This window comes from Mesorhizobium sp. NZP2298 (genome assembly GCF_013170825.1).
In the GTDB taxonomy this organism is placed as follows: Bacteria; Pseudomonadota; Alphaproteobacteria; order Rhizobiales; family Rhizobiaceae; genus Mesorhizobium.
Map to the genome: position 1 here is coordinate 4,455,657 of NZ_CP033365.1, position 18,741 is coordinate 4,474,397.

General features: G+C 62.2%; 30 protein-coding genes. All 30 read right to left on the bottom strand.

Annotated features, from left to right (window positions below):
• Positions 1–169 precede the first annotated feature (169 nt).
• The 30 genes from rplQ to rpsG all read right to left on the bottom strand — a co-directional run bounded on the left by rplQ (position 170) and on the right by rpsG (position 18,711).
• Positions 170–601: a 50S ribosomal protein L17 gene (gene rplQ, locus EB231_RS21575; RefSeq protein ID WP_010909289.1), complete on the bottom strand. Its 432-nt coding sequence runs from the start codon at positions 599–601 to the stop codon at positions 170–172.
• Positions 602–705: 104 nt separating this feature from the next.
• Complete coding sequence (locus tag EB231_RS21580) at positions 706–1,716, bottom strand: DNA-directed RNA polymerase subunit alpha (protein WP_006205443.1); 1,011 nt, start codon at positions 1,714–1,716, stop codon at positions 706–708.
• 103 nt (positions 1,717–1,819) lie between these two features.
• Entirely contained in the window at positions 1,820–2,209 is a 390-nt protein-coding gene (gene rpsK, locus EB231_RS21585) for a 30S ribosomal protein S11 (protein WP_006205444.1), read from the bottom strand.
• A 139-nt stretch (positions 2,210–2,348) separates the two neighbouring features.
• The gene (gene rpsM, locus EB231_RS21590) at positions 2,349–2,717 is read right to left on the bottom strand and encodes a 30S ribosomal protein S13 (RefSeq protein WP_006205445.1); all 369 of its coding nucleotides are present in this window, start codon (positions 2,715–2,717) and stop codon (positions 2,349–2,351) included.
• 218 nt (positions 2,718–2,935) lie between these two features.
• A complete protein-coding gene (locus tag EB231_RS21595; RefSeq protein ID WP_172350635.1) occupies positions 2,936–3,532 on the bottom strand; it encodes an adenylate kinase in 597 nt (198 codons plus the stop codon).
• Complete coding sequence (gene secY, locus EB231_RS21600) at positions 3,529–4,869, bottom strand: preprotein translocase subunit SecY (RefSeq protein WP_056568050.1); 1,341 nt, start codon at positions 4,867–4,869, stop codon at positions 3,529–3,531. The genes EB231_RS21595 and secY overlap by 4 nt, the downstream gene beginning before the upstream one ends.
• A 194-nt stretch (positions 4,870–5,063) precedes the next feature.
• Entirely contained in the window at positions 5,064–5,537 is a 474-nt protein-coding gene (gene rplO / locus EB231_RS21605) for a 50S ribosomal protein L15 (protein WP_027051778.1), read from the bottom strand.
• Positions 5,538–5,559: 22 nt separating this feature from the next.
• Positions 5,560–5,757, bottom strand: coding sequence for a 50S ribosomal protein L30 (gene rpmD / locus EB231_RS21610; RefSeq protein WP_006205449.1), 198 nt, complete (start codon positions 5,755–5,757; stop codon positions 5,560–5,562).
• A gap of 23 nt (positions 5,758–5,780) precedes the next feature.
• Positions 5,781–6,344, bottom strand: a complete 564-nt coding sequence (gene rpsE / locus EB231_RS21615; RefSeq protein WP_032933400.1) for a 30S ribosomal protein S5 — start codon at positions 6,342–6,344, stop codon at positions 5,781–5,783.
• A 77-nt stretch (positions 6,345–6,421) separates the two neighbouring features.
• Complete coding sequence (gene rplR, locus EB231_RS21620) at positions 6,422–6,781, bottom strand: 50S ribosomal protein L18 (RefSeq protein WP_010909284.1); 360 nt, start codon at positions 6,779–6,781, stop codon at positions 6,422–6,424.
• Positions 6,782–6,920: 139 nt separating this feature from the next.
• A complete protein-coding gene (rplF, locus tag EB231_RS21625) occupies positions 6,921–7,454 on the bottom strand; it encodes a 50S ribosomal protein L6 (protein ID WP_013895694.1) in 534 nt (177 codons plus the stop codon).
• A gap of 88 nt (positions 7,455–7,542) precedes the next feature.
• Positions 7,543–7,941: a 30S ribosomal protein S8 gene (gene rpsH, locus EB231_RS21630; RefSeq protein ID WP_006205453.1), complete on the bottom strand. Its 399-nt coding sequence runs from the start codon at positions 7,939–7,941 to the stop codon at positions 7,543–7,545.
• Positions 7,942–7,953: 12 nt separating this feature from the next.
• The gene (gene rpsN, locus EB231_RS21635) at positions 7,954–8,259 is read right to left on the bottom strand and encodes a 30S ribosomal protein S14 (protein ID WP_010909282.1); all 306 of its coding nucleotides are present in this window, start codon (positions 8,257–8,259) and stop codon (positions 7,954–7,956) included.
• 27 nt (positions 8,260–8,286) lie between these two features.
• On the bottom strand, positions 8,287–8,865 hold the full coding sequence (gene rplE / locus EB231_RS21640) for a 50S ribosomal protein L5 (protein ID WP_056568059.1): 579 nt from the start codon (positions 8,863–8,865) through the stop codon (positions 8,287–8,289).
• On the bottom strand, positions 8,858–9,172 hold the full coding sequence (gene rplX / locus EB231_RS21645) for a 50S ribosomal protein L24 (protein ID WP_015317981.1): 315 nt from the start codon (positions 9,170–9,172) through the stop codon (positions 8,858–8,860). The genes rplE and rplX overlap by 8 nt, the downstream gene beginning before the upstream one ends.
• Before the next feature lie 12 nt (positions 9,173–9,184).
• A complete protein-coding gene (gene rplN, locus EB231_RS21650) occupies positions 9,185–9,553 on the bottom strand; it encodes a 50S ribosomal protein L14 (RefSeq protein WP_006205457.1) in 369 nt (122 codons plus the stop codon).
• Positions 9,554–9,625: 72 nt separating this feature from the next.
• Positions 9,626–9,865, bottom strand: coding sequence for a 30S ribosomal protein S17 (gene rpsQ / locus EB231_RS21655; protein ID WP_010909280.1), 240 nt, complete (start codon positions 9,863–9,865; stop codon positions 9,626–9,628).
• Between the two features lie 11 nt (positions 9,866–9,876).
• A complete protein-coding gene (gene rpmC / locus EB231_RS21660; RefSeq protein ID WP_006205459.1) occupies positions 9,877–10,077 on the bottom strand; it encodes a 50S ribosomal protein L29 in 201 nt (66 codons plus the stop codon).
• Positions 10,078–10,090: 13 nt separating this feature from the next.
• Positions 10,091–10,504: a 50S ribosomal protein L16 gene (rplP, locus tag EB231_RS21665; protein WP_010909279.1), complete on the bottom strand. Its 414-nt coding sequence runs from the start codon at positions 10,502–10,504 to the stop codon at positions 10,091–10,093.
• A gap of 27 nt (positions 10,505–10,531) precedes the next feature.
• Entirely contained in the window at positions 10,532–11,257 is a 726-nt protein-coding gene (rpsC, locus tag EB231_RS21670; protein ID WP_010909278.1) for a 30S ribosomal protein S3, read from the bottom strand.
• The gene (rplV, locus tag EB231_RS21675; RefSeq protein ID WP_010909277.1) at positions 11,257–11,646 is read right to left on the bottom strand and encodes a 50S ribosomal protein L22; all 390 of its coding nucleotides are present in this window, start codon (positions 11,644–11,646) and stop codon (positions 11,257–11,259) included. The genes rpsC and rplV overlap by 1 nt, the downstream gene beginning before the upstream one ends.
• 2 nt (positions 11,647–11,648) lie before the next feature.
• The gene (rpsS, locus tag EB231_RS21680) at positions 11,649–11,927 is read right to left on the bottom strand and encodes a 30S ribosomal protein S19 (RefSeq protein WP_006205463.1); all 279 of its coding nucleotides are present in this window, start codon (positions 11,925–11,927) and stop codon (positions 11,649–11,651) included.
• 16 nt (positions 11,928–11,943) lie between these two features.
• A complete protein-coding gene (rplB, locus tag EB231_RS21685) occupies positions 11,944–12,777 on the bottom strand; it encodes a 50S ribosomal protein L2 (protein ID WP_010909276.1) in 834 nt (277 codons plus the stop codon).
• 22 nt (positions 12,778–12,799) lie between these two features.
• Positions 12,800–13,093 (bottom strand): 50S ribosomal protein L23, encoded by a 294-nt coding sequence (locus EB231_RS21690; RefSeq protein ID WP_010909275.1) that lies wholly within the window; start codon positions 13,091–13,093, stop codon positions 12,800–12,802.
• On the bottom strand, positions 13,090–13,710 hold the full coding sequence (gene rplD / locus EB231_RS21695; RefSeq protein ID WP_019857964.1) for a 50S ribosomal protein L4: 621 nt from the start codon (positions 13,708–13,710) through the stop codon (positions 13,090–13,092). The genes EB231_RS21690 and rplD overlap by 4 nt, the downstream gene beginning before the upstream one ends.
• Positions 13,710–14,438, bottom strand: coding sequence for a 50S ribosomal protein L3 (gene rplC / locus EB231_RS21700; RefSeq protein ID WP_095775810.1), 729 nt, complete (start codon positions 14,436–14,438; stop codon positions 13,710–13,712). Before rplC ends, rplD begins: the two co-directional genes overlap by 1 nt.
• Positions 14,439–14,499: 61 nt before the next feature.
• Positions 14,500–14,808 (bottom strand): 30S ribosomal protein S10, encoded by a 309-nt coding sequence (rpsJ, locus tag EB231_RS21705; RefSeq protein WP_010909272.1) that lies wholly within the window; start codon positions 14,806–14,808, stop codon positions 14,500–14,502.
• A 69-nt stretch (positions 14,809–14,877) separates the two neighbouring features.
• Positions 14,878–16,053 carry an elongation factor Tu gene (gene tuf, locus EB231_RS21710; RefSeq protein WP_010909256.1) on the bottom strand — a complete coding sequence of 392 codons (1,176 nt, stop codon included), beginning with the start codon at positions 16,051–16,053 and terminating at the stop codon, positions 14,878–14,880.
• 67 nt (positions 16,054–16,120) lie between these two features.
• On the bottom strand, positions 16,121–18,211 hold the full coding sequence (gene fusA, locus EB231_RS21715) for an elongation factor G (RefSeq protein WP_172350636.1): 2,091 nt from the start codon (positions 18,209–18,211) through the stop codon (positions 16,121–16,123).
• A 29-nt stretch (positions 18,212–18,240) separates the two neighbouring features.
• The gene (gene rpsG / locus EB231_RS21720; protein ID WP_008875664.1) at positions 18,241–18,711 is read right to left on the bottom strand and encodes a 30S ribosomal protein S7; all 471 of its coding nucleotides are present in this window, start codon (positions 18,709–18,711) and stop codon (positions 18,241–18,243) included.
• Positions 18,712–18,741: the final 30 nt, after the last annotated feature.

An 18,741-nucleotide genomic window follows, 5' to 3' on the forward strand; every position in this document is an offset into this window, starting at 1 on the left:
CAAGGCGAGTTCGGGCGCATTGTCCCGACGATTGTGCAAAATGAAAGGCTAAGCCGCTGAAATCCGATTATTTTCGCGCCACAACATGGTCATGGGGGCGCCCTGACGCAGGCAGAACATGAAAAAGGGGCCCGCAGGCCCCTTCAATTCATTCCGGAGAGACGTGGCCTTATGCGGCCGCGGCTTCCGCGTCGGTGCCTTCGGCTTCGAGGCGGGCCCGGTCGCCGGCGCCCTTGGCCGAGGTGTCGCGATCGACAAACTCGATGACGGCCATCGCGGCATTGTCGCCGTGACGGAAGCCCGCCTTCATGATGCGCAGATAGCCGCCGTTGCGGTTGGCGTAGCGCGGGGCGATGGTGTCGAACAGGCGCTTGACGACGCCTTCATTGCCGATCTGGGCAATGACCTGGCGGCGGGCATGCAGATCGCCGCGCTTGCCGAGCGTCACCAGCTTCTCGACGATCGGACGCAGGTCCTTCGCCTTCGGCAGGGTGGTGACGATCTGCTCATGTTCGAGCAGCGACACGGCGAGGTTGGCGAACATCGACTTGCGATGGCTAATGCTTCTAGCGAAGCGACGGCCTTTAAAACCGTGGCGCATGGCTCATTTCCTTCTTCAGTTGTTCAAGAGGCCAAGGCCTCTGATGGTTTTCCGCATGACCGTCGGATCGAACGGCCCACGCCGCCGATCCTTGGAATTCATGCTCAATATTGGTCTTCGTAACGCTTGGCGAGGTCTTCGATGTTTTCCGGCGGCCAGTCCGGCACTTCCATGCCGAGGTGCAGTCCCATCGCCGCGAGCACTTCCTTGATCTCGTTAAGCGACTTGCGGCCGAAGTTCGGGGTGCGCAGCATCTCGGCTTCGGTCTTCTGGATGAGATCGCCGATGTAGACGATGTTGTCGTTCTTCAGGCAGTTGGCCGAACGCACAGAAAGCTCGAGCTCGTCGACCTTCTTGAGCAGCGCCGGGTTGAAGGCGAGTTCGGTGACGGCTTCCGCCGCGACTTCCTTCTGCGGCTCGTCGAAGTTGACGAACAGGCCAAGCTGGTCCTGCAGGATGCGGGCCGCGAACGCCACCGCGTCCTCGCCGGAGATCGAGCCATCGGTCTCGATGGTCATGGTCAGCTTGTCATAGTCGAGAACCTGGCCCTCGCGGGTGTTTTCGACCTTGTAGGAGACCTTCTTGACCGGCGAGTAAAGGCTGTCGACCGGGATGAGGCCGATCGGCGCGTCCTCGGCGCGGTTGCGCTCGGCCGGCACGTAGCCCTTGCCAGTGTCGACGGTGAATTCCATGCGGATTTCAGCGCCTTCGTCCAGCGTGCAGATGACGTGGTCGGGATTGAGGATCTCGACATCGCCGACCGTCTGGATGTCACCGGCGAGAACCGCACCCGGGCCCTGCTTGCGAACGACCATGCGCTTGGGGCCGTCGCCTTCCATGCGGATGGCGATTTCCTTGATGTTCAAGACGATGTCGGTCACGTCCTCGCGCACACCGGCGATGGACGAGAATTCATGCAGAACGCCGTCGATCTGCACGGCGGTAACGGCCGCACCGCGCAGCGAAGACAGAAGCACGCGGCGCAGCGCGTTGCCGAGCGTCAGGCCAAAGCCACGCTCGAGCGGCTCGGCGACCAGCGTGGTCAGCGTCTTCTTCTTCGACGAGAACTCGATCTTGTTCGGCTTGATCAGTTCCTGCCAATTTTTCTGGATCATGATGCTTTCCTTCCGTTGACCCGCCACCATCCAATCGTGGCGGGCGACCTGGAATGCCGCGGAGGAGCGCCGTTGAGGCGCTCACGCGGCGTTCAATAATTGCTTAGACGCGGCGCTTCTTGCGCGGGCGGCAGCCATTGTGCGGAATCGGCGTCACGTCACGGATGGAGGTGATGGTGAAGCCGGCCGCCTGCAGGGCGCGCAGTGCCGATTCACGACCGGAGCCAGGTCCGCAGACCTCGACCTCGAGCATGCGCATGCCGTGTTCCTGAGCCTTCTTGGCAACGTCCTCGGCAGCCATCTGGGCAGCGAACGGGGTCGACTTGCGCGAACCCTTGAAGCCCTGTGCGCCGGCCGACGACCAGGCAATCGAGTTGCCCTGCGCGTCGGTGATGGTGATCATCGTGTTGTTGAAGGTCGAATTGACGTGGGCAACGCCCGACGAGATATTCTTGCGTTCGCGACGGCGAACACGAGCGGCTTCCTTGGCCATGATAGTCCTTTCAGTTGATCTCTACACCGCCGTAATGCCAGCGGCTCCACCTAGGAGAAGGCAGTAGGGGAATATGGCAGTAGGGCAGTATGTCTGCCGTTCCTATTGCCTTACTGCCCTACTCCCTTACTGCCCTAAATTACTTCTTCTTGCCGGCGATCGACTTGGCCGGGCCCTTGCGGGTACGCGCATTGGTATGCGTGCGCTGGCCGCGAACCGGCAGCGAGCGGCGGTGACGCAGGCCGCGGTAGCAGCCGAGGTCCATGAGACGCTTGATGTTCATCGACACTTCGCGGCGCAGGTCGCCCTCGACCTGGTAGTCGCGGTCGATGGTCTCGCGGATCTGCAGCACTTCCGCGTCGGTCAGCTGGTTGACGCGGCGCTCGGCCGGGATGCCGACCTTGTCGACGATCTCCTGGGCGAACTTCTTGCCAATGCCGTGAATGTACTGAAGCGCGATGACGACGCGCTTGTTGGTCGGAATGTTGACGCCGGCTATACGAGCCATGTTCTTCTCTTCTCCATCTGGGCCGGCCAACCTTCGAAACAAGGAAGACCAGGCGCTGTAAAAATTGCCCCGCGTCCGGTGGAGGCCGGCCCTTGCGGGAGTTTCCAGTTCAAAGCGACTGCCTTGCCCTTGCGGACAAGCAAAGTTCGCACCTGATAGGAAGACGGGCCGCCATACCGCAGCGAACCGCCCCCGTCAAGCTTAATCTTTAAATTCCCTTACCGCGCCTTGGTGGCCGCAGCCAGCACGGCTTCGATCTCGGCGGTCACCGCATCGATGCTGGCCATGCCGTCGACCGTCCTGAGCTTGCCCTTGGCGTAATAGTAGCCGGTCAGCGGAGCGGTCTTCTTGTAGTACTCGCGCAGACGTTCTTCGAACACCGCCGGATTGTCGTCCTTGCGCACCGGCAGGCCGGCGGCCTTGGCGTCCTCGGCGCGCTTGACGATGCGGCCGACCAGGGCCCTGTCGTCGACGACCAGTTCGATGACCGTGTCGAGGTCGATGCCACGTTCGGAAAGCATCTGATCAACCGCATCGGCCTGCACCAGCGTGCGCGGATAGCCATCGAGGATGAACCCCTTGGCGCAATCGGCCTGATCGATCCGCTCGGCAACGATCGCGTTGACGATGGCGTCGGACACCAGTTCACCGGCATCCATCACTGCCTTGGCACGCTTGCCGACCTCGGTTCCGGCCTGGACGGCGGCACGCAGCATATCGCCCGTCGAGAGCTGAGGTATGCCGTGTTTTTCTACCAGTCTTTGTGCTTGTGTCCCCTTGCCCGCTCCTGGCGGCCCAAGCAAAATCAACCTCATCTGGCTTTCTTCCCCCCGCGCAGCTTCGACTTCTTGATCAGGCCTTCATACTGGTGCGCGATCAGGTGACCCTGAATCTGCGCGACCGTATCGAGCGTGACACTGACCACAATCAGAAGCGATGTGCCACCAAGGTAGAATGGTACGCCAGTCGCCGAGATCAGGAACTCCGGCAGCAGGCACACCAGCACCAGATAGATGGCGCCGACGACGGTGATGCGGGTGAGAACGTAATCGATATAATCGGCGGTGCGCTCGCCCGGACGATAGCCCGGGATGAAGCCCGAATGCTTCTTGAGCTGGTCGGCGGTGTCCTTCGGGTTGAAGACAATCGCTGTGTAGAAGAAGGCGAAGAAAACGATCATCGCCGCATAAAACAGCATGTAGAGTGGCTGGCCATGGCCAAGCGAAGCCAGGATGGTGCTCGCCCAGGCCGGCATGTTGGTCGTCTGCGAGAAGCCGGCGATGGTGGCCGGCAGCAAGAGCAGCGACGACGCGAAGATCGGCGGAATGACGCCCGACGTGTTGAGCTTCAGCGGCAAATGCGAGGTATCGCCCTGGAACATGCGATTGCCGACCTGCCGCTTCGGATACTGGATCAGCAGGCGGCGCTGGGCGCGCTCGAAGAACACTATGAGCGCGATGACCACGATGGCCAGAACGATGATCGCAAGGATCAGGCCGGTCGACAGGGCGCCGGTGCGGCCGAGTTCCAGCGTGCCGGAGATGGCATGCGGCAGGCCCGCGACGATGCCGGAGAAGATGATCAGCGAAATACCGTTGCCGATGCCGCGCGCGGTGATCTGCTCGCCGAGCCACATCAGGAACATGGTGCCGCCGACCAGCGTGACGACGGTCGAGATGCGGAAGAACATGCCGGGATCGCTGACGATGCCGTTACCGCCTTCCAGGCCCACCGAAATGCCGTAGGCCTGAACCAGTGCGAGCAGCACCGTGCCGTAGCGCGTGTACTGGTTGATGACCTTGCGGCCCTGTTCGCCTTCCTTCTTCAGTGCTTCCAGCGACGGGATGACCGAGGTCATCAGCTGCATGATGATGGAGGCGGAGATGTAGGGCATGATGCCGAGCGCGAAGATCGCCATGCGCTGCACGGCGCCGCCCGCGAACATGTTGAACATGCCGAGGACGCCCTTGCTCTGCGAGGAGAATGCCTGGGCGAAGGCGTCGGGGTTGATGCCGGGAAGCGGGATGTAGGTGCCGAGGCGGTAGACGAGCAACGCGCCGATGGTGAACCAGATGCGTTTCTTCAGGTCCTCCGCCTTGGCGAAGGCCGAGAAATTCAGATTCGAGGCTAGTTGTTCAGCAGCCGAAGCCATGCCTGATTCTCCGCTTGGTAACGCTTGATGGCCCGTGAGGTCAGGCGGTGCGTTTCACCGAAGCTCACGAGATAAGCTCCGGGCTGTAAACATGCAAGCGGCCGCGTTGACGCGGCCGCCTAATTGAGCTGGTCAAAGCGCAATCGTGAGCGAAAACTGGATCCCACTCTTGCCGATCACGCTTCAAATCGCCGTTACTCGGCAGCTGCCTTTTCCGGCAACTTGACCGAGCCGCCGGCCTTCTCGATCTTCTCGATCGCGGCCTTGGAGGCGCCGGCCACGTCGAAGGCGAGCTTTGCCTTGAGCTCGCCGTCGGACAGCACGCGTACGCCATCCTTGACGCGGCGGATGACGCCGGCGGCGACAAGCGCCTCGGCCGTCACGGTTGCCTTGGCGTCAAGCTTCTTGGCGTCGACGGCTTCCTGGATACGAGCCAGCGAGACGACAACGAAGCTCTTGGCGAAGAGGTTGTTGAAGCCGCGCTTCGGCAGGCGCCTGTAGAGCGGCATCTGGCCGCCCTCGAAGCCGTTGATGGCGACGCCGGAGCGTGCCTTCTGGCCCTTGACGCCGCGACCGGCGGTCTTGCCCGAGCCGGAACCGATGCCGCGGCCGAGACGCTTCTTGGAGTGCGTCGCGCCGTCCTTGTCACGCAGATCGTTGAGTTTCATCTGAGTTCTCCTGCGCTTTGGCTCAGCCCTCGTCCACGACGCGGACGAGATGCTGAACGGCGGCGATCATGCCGCGCACGGAAGGCGTATCTTCCAGCGTGCGCTGCTTGTGCATCTTGTTGAGGCCGAGGCCGACCAGCGTCGCGCGCTGTTCCTTCGGACGGCGGATCGGCGAACCGATCTGCTCAACGGTGATGGTCTTGGTTGCTTTCTTGGCCATGGTCAAAATCCCTGGTCAGTCGACTATTCTTCAGCCGCAACGGCGGTGCCGCGGCGGGCCTGAAGGGTCGAATACTTGATGCCGCGAGCGGCAGCGACATCCTTGGGATGCATCTGGCTCTTGAGCGCGTCGAAGGTGGCGCGGACCATGTTGTAAGGGTTCGACGACCCCATCGACTTGGCGACCACGTCATGCATGCCGAGCGTCTCGAAGACGGCGCGCATCGGGCCGCCGGCGATGATGCCGGTACCCTGCTTGGCGGCACGCAGCAGAACGCGTCCGGCGCCCCAGCGTCCCTCGACGTCGTGATGCAGCGTGCGACCCGAGCGCAGCGGCACGAAGATCATGTCGCGCTTCGCGGACTCGGTTGCCTTGCGGATCGCTTCCGGCACTTCGCGCGCCTTGCCGTGACCAAAGCCGACGCGGCCCTTCTGGTCGCCGACGACGACTAGTGCGGCGAAGCCGAAGCGACGACCACCCTTGACGACCTTGGCCACGCGATTGATGTGGACCAGCTTGTCCACCATGCCGTCGTCGCGCTCTTCACGCTCGCGGCCGCGGCCGCCTTCCCTACGTTCCTGTGCCATATCCTGTTCCTTGTTCTTTTCCGGAAGCACGGGTTGATGATTGTCGACGCCACTTTGGGTCGCCGACGGTGAAAGAATCAGAAGCTGAGACCGCCTTCGCGAGCAGCTTCAGCCAAGGCCTTGACACGGCCGTGATAGATGTAGGGGCCGCGGTCGAAGACGACTTCCTTGACGCCGGCCTTGGTCGCGCGCTCGGCGATCAGCTTGCCAATCGCGGCGGCCGCAGCGGTGTCGGCACCGGTCTTGAGGGAACCCTTGAGGTCCTTCTCCAGCGTCGAGGCAGCGGCGATAGTGTGGCCCTTGGCGTCGTCGATCACCTGCACATAGATGTTCTTCGAGGTGCGGTGGACCGACAGACGCGGCCGCTCGCCGGCGACCTTCCTGATCTGACGACGGACGCGCTGCGCACGGCGCTGCGTGGATTCCTTGGTACCCATGATGGTCTTCCTTGCCTTCAAAAAACGGGGGCCGCCATGTGCGGTAGGCGAAAGCGCCTCCCGCGACCGCTCCCCGCGGCGTTACACTTCCTTGGCTTGGCCCTTTCGAAAAGCCTGCGACTTTTCGGGGCCAGGCCCACTACTTCTTCTTGCCTTCCTTGCGGACGATCTTCTCGCCAGCGTAGCGTACACCCTTGCCCTTGTAGGGCTCGGGACCGCGGTATTCGCGGATCTCGGCAGCCACCTGACCAACCTGCTGCTTGTCGATGCCGGCCACGGTGATCTCGGTCGGCTTCGGCACGGTGATGGTGATGCCGGCCGGCGTCTCGTAGACGACGTCATGGCTGAAGCCAAGTGCCAGCTGCAGGTTTTTGCCCTGAAGTGCAGCGCGGTAGCCGACGCCGGTGATCTCGAGCTTCTTCTCGAAGCCGTCCTTCACGCCCTGCAGGATGTTGACGATCTGCGTGCGCGACATGCCCCACTTGGAGCGGGCGGTCTTGGTCTGATCGCGCGGCTGGACAGCGATTTCGCTGCCTTCCATCTTGACCAGGACTTCGTCGTTCACCACGAACTTCAGCTCGCCCTTGGGGCCCTTCGCCGTAACGGTCTGGCCGTTGACGGTCGCGGTCACGCCCTGCGGCAGCGAAACGGGTTTCTTTCCAATACGAGACATTTTGTTGTCCTCGTCACTTCTCTTGTTTCAGGTCTCTGTCTTCGGAACGATCCGAAGACCGGATTCCACTTTGCGCTCAGCTGCCAGATCAGAAAATCTGGCAGAGAATCTCGCCACCGACGTTCTGTTCGCGTGCCTCGTGATCGGCCATCACGCCCTTCGGCGTCGAAAGGATGGCGATGCCGAGGCCGTTGGCGACGTGCGGGATCGACTTGGCCGAGACGTAAACGCGGCGGCCCGGCTTCGAAACGCGGGCGATTTCGCGCACGACTGGCGCGCCATCGAAATACTTCAGCTCGATTTCGATTTCGGACTTGCCGTTGTCGAAGTCGGTCTGGCTGTAGTCGCGGATATAGCCTTCAGCCTTCAGCACGTCGAGGACGCGGGTGCGCAAACGCGAGGCCGGCGTCGAGACACTCGACTTCTTGCGGCCGTAGGCGTTGCGGATGCGGGTCAGCATATCGCCGAGAGGATCGCTCAATGACATGTTATGTCCTCCTTACCAGCTCGACTTGACCAGGCCCGGGATCTGGCCGTTATTGCCGAGATCACGAAGCGCGATGCGCGATACTTTGAGCTTGCGATAGTAGGCACGCGGGCGGCCGGTGACTTCGCAGCGGTTGCGGATGCGGATCTTGGCCGAGTTGCGCGGCAGGGCAGCAAGCTTGAGCTGAGCGCGGAAGCGCTCTTCCATCGGCTTGGACTGATCCATGATGATCGCCTTCAGGGCAGCGCGCTTGGGACCGTACTGGTCGGCAAGCTTGCGGCGCCTGTTGTTCTTCTCGACTGAGCTGGTCTTTGCCATTTCAGATTTTTCCTTTTCTCGCTGCCGTTACTGGCGGAAGGGGAAGTTGAAGGCCTTGAGCAATGCCCTGGCTTCGTCGTCCGTCTTCGCAGTCGTACAAACGATGACGTCCATGCCCCAGATCTGATCAACCTTGTCGTAGTTGATCTCCGGGAACACGATGTGCTCCTTGATGCCCATGGCGTAGTTGCCACGGCCATCGAAGCTCTTGGGGTTCAGTCCGCGGAAGTCGCGGACGCGCGGCAGCGCGATGTTCACGAGGCGGTCGAGGAACTCGTACATGCGCTCCTTGCGCAGCGTGACCTTGGCGCCGATCGGCATGTTCTCGCGGACCTTGAAGCCAGCGATCGAATTGCGGGCGCGGGTGACGACGGCCTTCTGGCCGGCGATCAGCGCCAGGTCTTCGGCCGCAACCGACGGCTTCTTGGAATCGGCGGTCGCTTCGCCGACACCCATGTTCAGCACGATCTTGTCGAGGCGCGGAACCTGCATGTCGTTGTCGTAGCCGAACTGCTCCTGCAGCGCCTTGCGGATGGTCTCATTGTAGACCTGCTTGAGGCGCGGCGTGTTGGTTGCAGTAGCCTGCTTGGTTTGAGCCTTAGCCATTGATGACTTCTCCCGAGCGCTTGGCGACGCGCACCTTCTTGCCGTCCTTCTGGAAGACGAAACCGACGCGGGTCGGCTTGCCATCCTTGGGGTCGGCCAGCGCGATGTTCGACAGCTGGATCGGCGCTTCCTTGGTGATGATCCCGCCCTCCTGGGACTGGGACTGCTTCTGGTGACGACGGATCATGTTGACGCCGCGCACCAGCGCGGTGTCATCCTTCGGCTGAACCGAGAGGACTTCGCCCGAACGGCCCTTGTCCTTGCCGGCCAGCACGACGACCTTGTCGCCTTTTCTAATCTTTTGCATTGGTCCGGCTCCTTACAGCACTTCAGGCGCGAGCGAGATGATCTTCATGTGGTTCTTGGCGCGGAGTTCGCGCGGAACCGGTCCGAAGATACGCGTGCCGATCGGCTCTTTCTTGTTGTCGACGAGAACGGCCGCGTTCTTGTCGAAACGGATCACGCTGCCGTCCGGGCGGCGGATGTCCTTGGCCGTGCGAACCACGACCGCCTTCATCACATCGCCCTTCTTAACGCGGCCGCGCGGAATGGCTTCCTTGATGGACACCACGATGATGTCGCCCACGGAAGCGTATTTCCGCTTCGAGCCGCCCAGCACCTTGATGCACATGACACGACGCGCGCCGGAATTATCCGCCACGTCGAGGTTTGTTTGCATCTGAATCATGACTGGCCGCCTTCTTCTTTTCTAACGGGACGGGTTTTTCACCCCTCCCCGGTCTGTCCAAAATTCGTTTGTTTACGCCTGGTCCGAAGACACAACGATCCAGCGCTTATCCTTGGAAATCGGCTTCGATTCCTGGATGAACACCTGATCGCCAACCTTGTGGGCGTTGTTCTCGTCGTGCGCCTTGTACTTCTTGGTCATGCGCACGGTCTTCTTCATCACGGGATGCGTGAAGCGCCGTTCGACCTTGACGACAACCGTCTTCTCGTTCTTGTCGCTGACGACGGTGCCCTGCAGAATGCGCTTTGGCATGGTTTTCGTCCTTAAGCCTTCTTGGCCGCGGACTTTTCCGCAGCGATGGTCTTGATACGCGCAATGTCCTTGCGGACCTGCCTCACGCGCGCGGTCTTCTCGAGCTGGCCGGTGGCCTTCTGGAAGCGCAGATTGAACTGCTCCTTCTTCAGGCTGGCCAAATCGTCGGTCAGCTGGTCCTGGGTCTTGGTCCGGATGTCTTCGGCTTTCATGATCAGCCCGTCCTTATTCTGCGATGCGCTGTACGAAGCGCGTCCTGACCGAGAGCTTGGCCGCGCCGAGACGCAGCGCCTCACGGGCGGTTTCTTCACTGACGCCGTCGATCTCGAACATGATGCGGCCCGGCTTGACGCGCGCCGCCCAGTAGTCGACGGCGCCCTTGCCCTTGCCCATGCGGACTTCGGTCGGCTTCGACGTGACCGGCAGATCCGGGAAAATACGGATCCAGACGCGGCCAGCGCGCTTCATTTCGCGGGTGATCGCGCGGCGGGCCGCCTCGATCTCACGCGCGGTGACGCGGTTCGGCTCAAGCGCCTTCAGCCCGAAACCACCGAAATCCAGGTTGGTGCCGCCCTTTGCGGTACCATGGATACGGCCCTTGAACTGCTTGCGGAACTTTGTGCGCTTTGGCTGCAGCATCGTTCTAACTCCAAATTCCTAAATGTCTCAGGCGTTTTCGCGACGACGACCGCGTTCGCGATCACCACCACCGCCATGCGCTGCATCACCCTCGGTCGCGCGACGTTCCGAAGCCATCGGGTCGTGCTCGAGGATCTCGCCCTTGAATACCCAGACCTTGACGCCGCAGATGCCGTACGCCGTATTCGCCTCGGCCGTGCCGTAGTCGACATCGGCGCGCAGCGTGTGCAGCGGCACGCGGCCTTCGCGGTACCACTCCATGCGGGCGATTTCAGCGCCGCCCAGACGGCCGGAGCAGTTGATGCGGATGCCTTCGGCACCGAGGCGCATCGCCGACTGCACGGCGCGCTTCATGGCGCGGCGGAACGCGATACGGCGCTCGAGCTGCTGGGCGATCGACTGGGCGACCAGGGTCGCGTCGATTTCCGGCTTGCGCACTTCGACGATGTTGAGGTGCGTCTCGGACTTCGTCATCTCCATCAGCTTCTTGCGGAGCTTCTCGATGTCGGCGCCCTTCTTGCCGATGATCAGGCCCGGGCGCGCGGCATGGATGGTGACGCGGCACTTCTTGTGCGGGCGCTCGATCACGACCTTGGAGATCGCGGCCTGCTTGAGTTCCTTCTCAAGATACTTGCGAATCTTGATGTCCTCATGCAGCAGCTTGCCGTACTCGCCGGTGTTCGCGAACCAGCGCGAATCCCAGGTCCGGTTGATGCCGAGGCGAAGACCGATCGGATTGACTTTCTGGCCCATTATGCGGCCTCCCCTTTTTCTTCGACTTCACGAACGACGATCGTGAGGTGCGAGAACGGCTTCTCGATACGGCTGGCGCGACCACGGCCACGAGCGTGGAACCGCTTCATGACAATCGACTTGCCGACATAGGCTTCCGCCACCACCAGCGCATCGACGTCGAGGTCGTGGTTGTTTTCCGCGTTGGCGATCGCCGATTCCAGCGTCTTCTTGACCGTGCCGGAAATCCGCTTGGCCGAGAATTCGAGGTCGGAAAGCGCTGTCGCGACCTTCTTGCCGCGGATCAGCGCGGCAACGAGGTTCAGCTTCTGCGGGCTGATACGGATCGTGCGCAACACGGCGCGCGCTTCGTTATCAGCAAGCCTGCGCGGAGCTTTGGCCTTGCCCATGATTATTTCCTCTTCGCCTTCTTATCCGCGCCGTGACCGTAATAAGTCCGCGTCGGAGCGAATTCACCGAACTTATGACCGACCATGTCCTCGTTCACCGAAACGGGAACATGCTTCTGGCCGTTGTAGACACCGAAGGTGAAGCCGACGAACTGCGGCAGGATGGTGGAGCGACGGCTCCACATCTTGATCACCTCATTGCGACCACCTTCACGAACCTTGTCCACCTTCTTGAGAAGGTAGCCGTCGATGAAGGGGCCTTTCCAAATAGAACGAGTCACTTGGCGTTACCTCTTCTTAGCTCTTGCGCTGATGGCGCGAGCGCAGGATGAACTTGTCGGTCGCCTTGTTGGACCGCGTCTTCTTGCCCTTGGTCGGCTTGCCCCACGGGCTGACCGGATGACGGCCACCGGAGGTGCGGCCTTCACCACCGCCGTGCGGATGGTCGACCGGGTTCATGGTCACGCCGCGATTGTGCGGGCGCTTGCCGCGCCAAACCGTGCGGCCGGCCTTGCCATCGTTGATGTTGCCGTGGTCGGGGTTCGACACGGCGCCGACCGTGGCCATGCAGGAGCCGTGAACGACACGCTGCTCGCCCGAGTTGAGGCGCAGGATCGCCATGCCCTGGTCGCGACCGACGAGCTGGGCGTAACCGCCAGCCGAACGGGCAACCTGGCCGCCCTTGCCCGGCTTCAGCTCGATGTTGTGGACGATCGTGCCGACCGGCATCGATGCCAGCGGCATCGCATTGCCCGGCTTCACGTCGACCGCTTCGCCAGCCACGATCTTGTCGCCGGCGGCAAGGCGCTGCGGGGCGATGATGTAGGACAGCTCGCCATCGTCGTACTTGATCAGCGCGATGAAAGCGGTGCGGTTCGGATCGTATTCAATGCGCTCGACCGTGCCGACGACGTCGAACTTGCGGCGCTTGAAGTCGATGATGCGGTACGAACGTTTGTGACCACCGCCGATGAAGCGGGCGGTGATGCGGCCGTAATTGTTGCGGCCGCCCGACTTGGTCAGGCCCTCGGTCAGACCCTTGACGGGCTTGCCCTTGTAGAGGCCCGAGCGGTCGACGATGACCAGCTGACGGGTGCTCGGCGTTACCGGGTTGAATTTTTTCAGTGCCATTGTTCTGTCCTCGCGGCCTTGCTCAGAGACCCGTCGCGACGTCGATCGACTGGCCGTCGGCCAGCGTCACGATCGCCTTCTTGACGTCGCTCTGGCGGCCGATCGTGCCGCGGAAGCGCTTGATCTTGCCCTTGCGGACAAGCGTGTTCACGGCCATCACCTTGACGCCGAACAGCGCTTCGACGGCGGCCTTGATTTCCGGCTTCGACGCCTTCTTGGCGACGTTGAAGACGACCTGGTTCTGCTCGGAAGCCATGGTCGACTTTTCGGTGATCGCCGGGCTGACGATCACGTCGTAGTGACGAAGGTCGGTCATTTAAAGCGCTCCTCGAGAGCCTCGACGGCGGCCTTGGAAAGGACCAGCGTGCCGCGGCGCAAAATGTCGTAGACGTTGATGCCCTGGATGGGCAGCACGTCGATGTTGGGGATGTTGGTCGCGGCCAGCTTGAAGTTCTTGTCAAGCTCGGCACCACCGATCACCAGGGCATTGCTCAGGCCCAGCGTCGCGAAATTCGCGATCAGCGCCTTGGTCTTGGCCTCGGTCAGCTTCAGCTCGTCGATGACGATGATCGACGCGCTCTTGGCCTTGGCCGAGAGAGCATGCTTCAAGCCCAGAGCACGCACCTTTTTCGGCAGGTCGTGCTCGTGGCTGCGAACGACCGGGCCGTGGGCCTTGCCGCCGCCGCGGAACTGCGGAGCGCGTGCCGAGTGGTGACGGGCGCGGCCCGTACCCTTCTGCTTGTACATCTTGGCGCCGGTGCGCGCGATTTCGGCGCGGCCCTTGGCCTTGTGCGTGCCCTGCTGCTTCTTGGCAAGCTGCCAGCGCACGACGCGCTGCAGGATGTCCTCGCGCGGGTCAAGGCCGAAAATCTCCTCGGAGAGTTTCACCTTGCCGGCGTCCTTGCCGCCAAGCGTTGTGATCTTGAGATCCATTATTCCGCTCCCTCTGTGGCCGGAGCCTCGTTCTTAGCAGCACTTCCTGCTGCAACTGGGCGGATCGCGGCGGGCTTCGGCGCATTGGCCGGCAGTGCCACCTTGGCCGCATCGCGGACCAGGATCCAGGCGCCCTTCGATCCGGGAACCGCTCCGCGGATCAGGATCAGGCCGCGGTCGGCATCGGTCGAGACGATCTCGACGTTCTGCGTGGTGACGCGGGTGTCGCCCATATGACCGGCCATCTTCTTGCCCTTGAACACCTTGCCGGGGTCCTGGCGCTGGCCGGTCGAACCGTGCGTACGGTGCGAGACCGAGTTACCGTGCGTCGCGCGGCCACCACCCATGTGGTGGCGCTTGATGACGCCCTGAAAACCCTTGCCGATCGTCGTGCCCGTCACATCGACCTTCTGGCCGGCGACGAAGTGCTCGACGGTGATCTCGGCGCCGACATCGATCATGTTGTCGGCGGAGACGCGGAACTCGGCGACCTTCGCCTTCGGCTCGACGGAAGCGGTCGCGAAATGGCCGCGCATCGCCTTCGACGTGTTCTTCACCTTGGCGAGGCCAACGCCGAGCTGAACGGCGGTGTAGCCATTCTTCTCCTGCGTGCGCTGCGCCACGACCTGGCAGTTCTCCATCTGGAGAACAGTGACGGGAACATGTTCCCCGGCATCGTTGTAGATGCGGGTCATTCCCACCTTCTTTGCAATCACACCTGAACGCATCGGTTCAATTCCTTTAGAGTTCCGGGCCAGGGGCACCGCCCCTTACCGCGCTCTCATTCCCTTAGAGCTTGATCTCGACGTCGACGCCGGCGGCCAGATCGAGCTTCATCAAAGCATCGACGGTCTGCGGGGTCGGATCGACGATGTCGAGCAGACGCTTGTGCGTGCGCATCTCGAACTGCTCGCGGCTCTTCTTGTCGACGTGAGGCGACCGGTTGACCGTGAACTTTTCGATCCGCGTCGGCAGCGGAATGGGGCCGCGGACGTTTGCGCCGGTGCGCTTGGCCGTCGACACGATTTCCTTCGTCGAGGCGTCGAGCACGCGGTGATCAAACGCCTTCAGGCGGATGCGGATATTCTGTCCGTTCATGCGTCACTTCCTTGTTCTGGCGCGGCGCGGGCAACTTCCGCGCCCGCGACAGATCGGTTTAAGTCCAAATTACTCTTTGATGGTGACGACGATGCCGGCACCGACGGTGCGGCCGCCTTCACGGATGGCGAAGCGCAGCTTCTCTTCCATGGCGATCGGCACGATCAGCTCGACATCGACCGTGATGTTGTCGCCAGGCATCACCATCTCGGTGCCAGCCGGCAGCGACACGATGCCGGTCACGTCGGTCGTGCGGAAGTAGAACTGCGGGCGGTAGTTGGTGAAGAACGGCGTGTGACGGCCACCTTCGTCCTTGGTCAGGATGTAGGCTTCGGCCACGAACTTCTTGTGCGGCTTCACCGTGCCCGGCTTGGCCAGAACCTGGCCGCGCTCGACACCTTCACGATCAACGCCGCGCAGCAGCGCGCCGATGTTGTCGCCAGCCTGGCCCTGATCGAGCAGCTTGCGGAACATCTCCACGCCCGTGCAGGTCGTCTTGGTCGTCGGACGGATGCCGATGATCTCGAGTTCCTCGCCGACCTTGACCACGCCGCGCTCGACGCGGCCGGTCACGACCGTGCCACGGCCCGAGATCGAGAACACGTCCTCGATCGGCATCAGGAACGGCTTGTCCAGCGGACGAACCGGGGTCGGGATGTAGGCGTCGACCTGAGCCATCAGCTCGCGGATCGCGTCCTCGCCGATCGTCTTGTTCGAATCCTCAAGAGCGGCCAGCGCCGAACCCTTGACGATCGGAATGTCGTCGCCGGGGAATTCGTTCTTCGACAGAAGCTCGCGAACCTCGAGCTCGACCAGTTCGAGCAGCTCGGCGTCGTCGACCTGGTCGACCTTGTTCAGGAACACCACGATCGAAGGCACGCCGACCTGACGGGCGAGCAGGATGTGCTCGCGGGTCTGCGGCATCGGGCCGTCGGCGGCCGAAACGACCAGGATCGCGCCGTCCATCTGCGCGGCACCGGTGATCATGTTCTTCACATAGTCGGCGTGGCCGGGGCAGTCGACATGGGCGTAGTGGCGGTTGGCCGTCTCGTATTCGACGTGGGCCGTCGAGATCGTGATGCCACGCGCCTTCTCTTCCGGCGCCGCATCGATCTGGTCGTAGCGCTTGTACTCGCCAAAATACTTCGTGATCGCCGCCGTCAGCGACGTCTTGCCATGATCAACGTGACCAATCGTGCCGATGTTCACATGAGGCTTAGTGCGCTCGAATTTACCTTTTGCCATGTGATGTCTCCATTTCCTGCTCGCCCATGCGGGCTTTGAATTGCGTTACCGCGGCAGCTCTTTCGAGTTACGCGTACTTTTTCTGGACTTCCTGGGCGACCGCGGTCGGAACCGGCTCGTAGTGATCGAACTGCATCGTGTAGGCCGCGCGGCCCTGGCTCATCGAGCGCAGGTTGTCGACGTACTTGAACATGTTGGCGAGTGGCACCATCGCGTTGATGACGACGGCCACGCCACGCGCTTCCTGGCCCTGGATCTGGCCACGACGGCCGTTCAGGTCGCCGATGACGCTGCCGACATAGTCTTCCGGTGTCACCACCTCGACCTTCATGATCGGCTCGAGCAGCTGCACGCCAAGCTTGGGTGCGGCTTCACGGAAGCAGGCGCGGGACGCGATTTCGAAGGCCAGGACCGAGGAGTCGACATCGTGGTAGGCGCCGTCGATCAGCGTCGCACGGACGCCGATCATCGGGAAGCCCGCGAACGGACCAGCGCCCATGACGCTCTGGATGCCCTTTTCGACACCCGGAATGTATTCCTTCGGCACGGCGCCGCCGACGATCTTGGACTCGAACACGAAGTCTTCGCCCTCGGCATTCGGCTCGAACACAACTTTCACGCGGGCGAACTGGCCGGTACCGCCGGTCTGCTTCTTGTGGGTGTAGTCCTGCTCGTGCTTGCGGGTAATCGTCTCGCGATAGGCCACCTGCGGAGCGCCGACATTGGCTTCGACCTTGAACTCGCGGCGCATGCGGTCGACGATGATGTCGAGGTGCAGTTCGCCCATGCCGGAGATGATGGTCTGGCCGCTTTCCTCATCGGTCTTGACGCGGAAGGACGGATCCTCGGCAGCCAGGCGGTGAAGGGCGAGGCCCATCTTTTCCTGGTCGTTCTTGGTCTTCGGCTCGATGGCGATCTGGATGACCGGATCGGGGAATTCCATGCGCTCGAGGATGACCGGGTGCAGCGGATCGCACAGCGTGTCGCCGGTGGTCGTGTCCTTGAGGCCCGCCAAGGCAACGATGTCGCCAGCGAAAGCTTCCTCGACGTCGGCGCGCGAATTCGCATGCATCTGCAGCATGCGGCCGATGCGCTCCTTCTTGCCCTTGACGGTGTTGTCGACCGAGATGCCCTTGGTGAGCTTGCCCGAATAGATGCGGGCAAAGGTCAGCGAACCGACGAACGGGTCGTTCATGATCTTGAAGGCGAGCATCGACAGCGGCTCGTCGTCAACCGCATGACGCTCGATCTCGGCGTCGGTCTTGGCATCGACACCCTTGATGGCGGGAACGTCGGCCGGCGACGGCAGGTATTCGACAACGGCGTCGAGCAGCGGCTGCACGCCCTTGTTCTTGAAGGCCGAGCCGCAGAACATCGGGAAGAACTTGACCGCGATCGTGCCCTTGCGGATCAGCGAGCGGATCTCGTCATTCGACGGCATCCTGCCTTCAAGGTAGTTCTCGAGGGCCGTCTCGTCCATTTCGACGGCGGCTTCGATCATCTTCTCGCGGTATTCCTCGGCACGGGCCTTGAGGTCGGCCGGGATCTCGACGATGTCCCAGGCAGCGCCCAGGGTCTCGTCGCGCCAGACAAGCGCGTTCATCTCCACGAGGTCGACGACACCCTTGAACTCGGTCTCGGCGCCGATCGGCAGCTGCATGACGACAGCCTGCGCACCGAGGCGCGAACCAATCATCTCGACCGAGCGGTAGAAGTCGGCGCCGATCTTGTCCATCTTGTTACAGAAGATCATGCGCGGCACGCGGTACTTGTCGGCCTGGCGCCAGACGGTTTCCGTCTGCGGTTCGACACCGGCATTGGCATCAAGCAGCGCGATGGCGCCGTCGAGCACGCGCAACGAACGCTCGACCTCGATGGTGAAGTCAACGTGTCCGGGGGTGTCGATGATATTGAAGCGACGCATCTTGCCGTCACGGCCCTTCCAGAAGGTCGTGGTGGCCGCGGACGTGATGGTGATGCCGCGTTCCTGCTCCTGCTCCATCCAGTCCATGGTGGCGGCGCCGTCGTGCACTTCGCCGATCTTGTGCGACTTGCCCGTGTAATAGAGGACGCGCTCGGTGGTCGTCGTCTTGCCGGCGTCAATATGCGCCATGATACCGAAATTGCGGTAGTCTTCGATTTTGTATTCGCGGGCCATCGTAGCTGCCTCTCAGTCCTGTTCGCGCTTTACCAGCGGTAGTGTGCGAAAGCGCGGTTGGCTTCAGCCATCTTGTGGGTGTCTTCACGCTTCTTGACGGCGGTGCCACGGTTGTTGGCCGCATCCATCAGCTCGCCCGAGAGGCGGTCGACCATGGTGGTCTCGTTGCGGTTGCGAGCAGCCGCGATCAGCCAACGGATGGCCAATGCCTGGCGGCGCTCAGGACGCACGTCGACCGGAACCTGGTAGGTAGCGCCGCCGACGCGGCGCGAACGCACTTCCACATGCGGCGCGACGTTGTCGAGCGCCTGATGGAAGACGGTGACCGGCTCCTGCTTGGTCTTCGACTGGACCTGGTCGAGCGCGCCGTAGACGATGGTCTCGGCGACCGACTTCTTGCCATCATACATGACGGCGTTCATGAACTTGGTAACGATCAGATCGCCGAACTTCGGATCCGGGTTGATCTCACGCTTTTCTGCACTGTGACGACGGGACATGGCTTTTGTCTCTCAATCTCTCATAGCCCG

Excerpts from the sequence above, each read along its gene's own strand:
- rplQ (WP_010909289.1), bottom strand. The coding sequence starts at position 601 with ATGCGCCACGGTTTTAAAGGCCGTCGCTTCGCTAGAAGCATTAGCCAT.
- EB231_RS21580 (WP_006205443.1), bottom strand. The coding sequence starts at position 1,716 with ATGATCCAGAAAAATTGGCAGGAACTGATCAAGCCGAACAAGATCGAG.
- rpsK (WP_006205444.1), bottom strand. The coding sequence starts at position 2,209 with ATGGCCAAGGAAGCCGCTCGTGTTCGCCGTCGCGAACGCAAGAATATC.
- rpsM (WP_006205445.1), bottom strand. The coding sequence starts at position 2,717 with ATGGCTCGTATAGCCGGCGTCAACATTCCGACCAACAAGCGCGTCGTC.
- EB231_RS21595 (WP_172350635.1), bottom strand. The coding sequence starts at position 3,532 with ATGAGGTTGATTTTGCTTGGGCCGCCAGGAGCGGGCAAGGGGACACAA.
- secY (WP_056568050.1), bottom strand. The coding sequence starts at position 4,869 with ATGGCTTCGGCTGCTGAACAACTAGCCTCGAATCTGAATTTCTCGGCC.
- rplO (WP_027051778.1), bottom strand. The coding sequence starts at position 5,537 with ATGAAACTCAACGATCTGCGTGACAAGGACGGCGCGACGCACTCCAAG.
- rpmD (WP_006205449.1), bottom strand. The coding sequence starts at position 5,757 with ATGGCCAAGAAAGCAACCAAGACCATCACCGTTGAGCAGATCGGTTCG.
- rpsE (WP_032933400.1), bottom strand. The coding sequence starts at position 6,344 with ATGGCACAGGAACGTAGGGAAGGCGGCCGCGGCCGCGAGCGTGAAGAG.
- rplR (WP_010909284.1), bottom strand. The coding sequence starts at position 6,781 with ATGGGTACCAAGGAATCCACGCAGCGCCGTGCGCAGCGCGTCCGTCGT.
- rplF (WP_013895694.1), bottom strand. The coding sequence starts at position 7,454 with ATGTCTCGTATTGGAAAGAAACCCGTTTCGCTGCCGCAGGGCGTGACC.
- rpsH (WP_006205453.1), bottom strand. The coding sequence starts at position 7,941 with ATGTCATTGAGCGATCCTCTCGGCGATATGCTGACCCGCATCCGCAAC.
- rpsN (WP_010909282.1), bottom strand. The coding sequence starts at position 8,259 with ATGGCAAAGACCAGCTCAGTCGAGAAGAACAACAGGCGCCGCAAGCTT.
- rplE (WP_056568059.1), bottom strand. The coding sequence starts at position 8,865 with ATGGCTAAGGCTCAAACCAAGCAGGCTACTGCAACCAACACGCCGCGC.
- rplX (WP_015317981.1), bottom strand. The coding sequence starts at position 9,172 with ATGCAAAAGATTAGAAAAGGCGACAAGGTCGTCGTGCTGGCCGGCAAG.
- rplN (WP_006205457.1), bottom strand. The coding sequence starts at position 9,553 with ATGATTCAGATGCAAACAAACCTCGACGTGGCGGATAATTCCGGCGCG.
- rpsQ (WP_010909280.1), bottom strand. The coding sequence starts at position 9,865 with ATGCCAAAGCGCATTCTGCAGGGCACCGTCGTCAGCGACAAGAACGAG.
- rpmC (WP_006205459.1), bottom strand. The coding sequence starts at position 10,077 with ATGAAAGCCGAAGACATCCGGACCAAGACCCAGGACCAGCTGACCGAC.
- rplP (WP_010909279.1), bottom strand. The coding sequence starts at position 10,504 with ATGCTGCAGCCAAAGCGCACAAAGTTCCGCAAGCAGTTCAAGGGCCGT.
- rpsC (WP_010909278.1), bottom strand. The coding sequence starts at position 11,257 with ATGGGCCAGAAAGTCAATCCGATCGGTCTTCGCCTCGGCATCAACCGG.
- rplV (WP_010909277.1), bottom strand. The coding sequence starts at position 11,646 with ATGGGCAAGGCCAAAGCTCCGCGCAGGCTTGCTGATAACGAAGCGCGC.
- rplB (WP_010909276.1), bottom strand. The coding sequence starts at position 12,777 with ATGGCACTGAAAAAATTCAACCCGGTAACGCCGAGCACCCGTCAGCTG.
- EB231_RS21690 (WP_010909275.1), bottom strand. The coding sequence starts at position 13,093 with ATGACCGACCTTCGTCACTACGACGTGATCGTCAGCCCGGCGATCACC.
- rplD (WP_019857964.1), bottom strand. The coding sequence starts at position 13,710 with ATGGATCTCAAGATCACAACGCTTGGCGGCAAGGACGCCGGCAAGGTG.
- rplC (WP_095775810.1), bottom strand. The coding sequence starts at position 14,438 with ATGCGTTCAGGTGTGATTGCAAAGAAGGTGGGAATGACCCGCATCTAC.
- rpsJ (WP_010909272.1), bottom strand. The coding sequence starts at position 14,808 with ATGAACGGACAGAATATCCGCATCCGCCTGAAGGCGTTTGATCACCGC.
- tuf (WP_010909256.1), bottom strand. The coding sequence starts at position 16,053 with ATGGCAAAAGGTAAATTCGAGCGCACTAAGCCTCATGTGAACATCGGC.
- fusA (WP_172350636.1), bottom strand. The coding sequence starts at position 18,211 with ATGGCCCGCGAATACAAAATCGAAGACTACCGCAATTTCGGTATCATG.
- rpsG (WP_008875664.1), bottom strand. The coding sequence starts at position 18,711 with ATGTCCCGTCGTCACAGTGCAGAAAAGCGTGAGATCAACCCGGATCCG.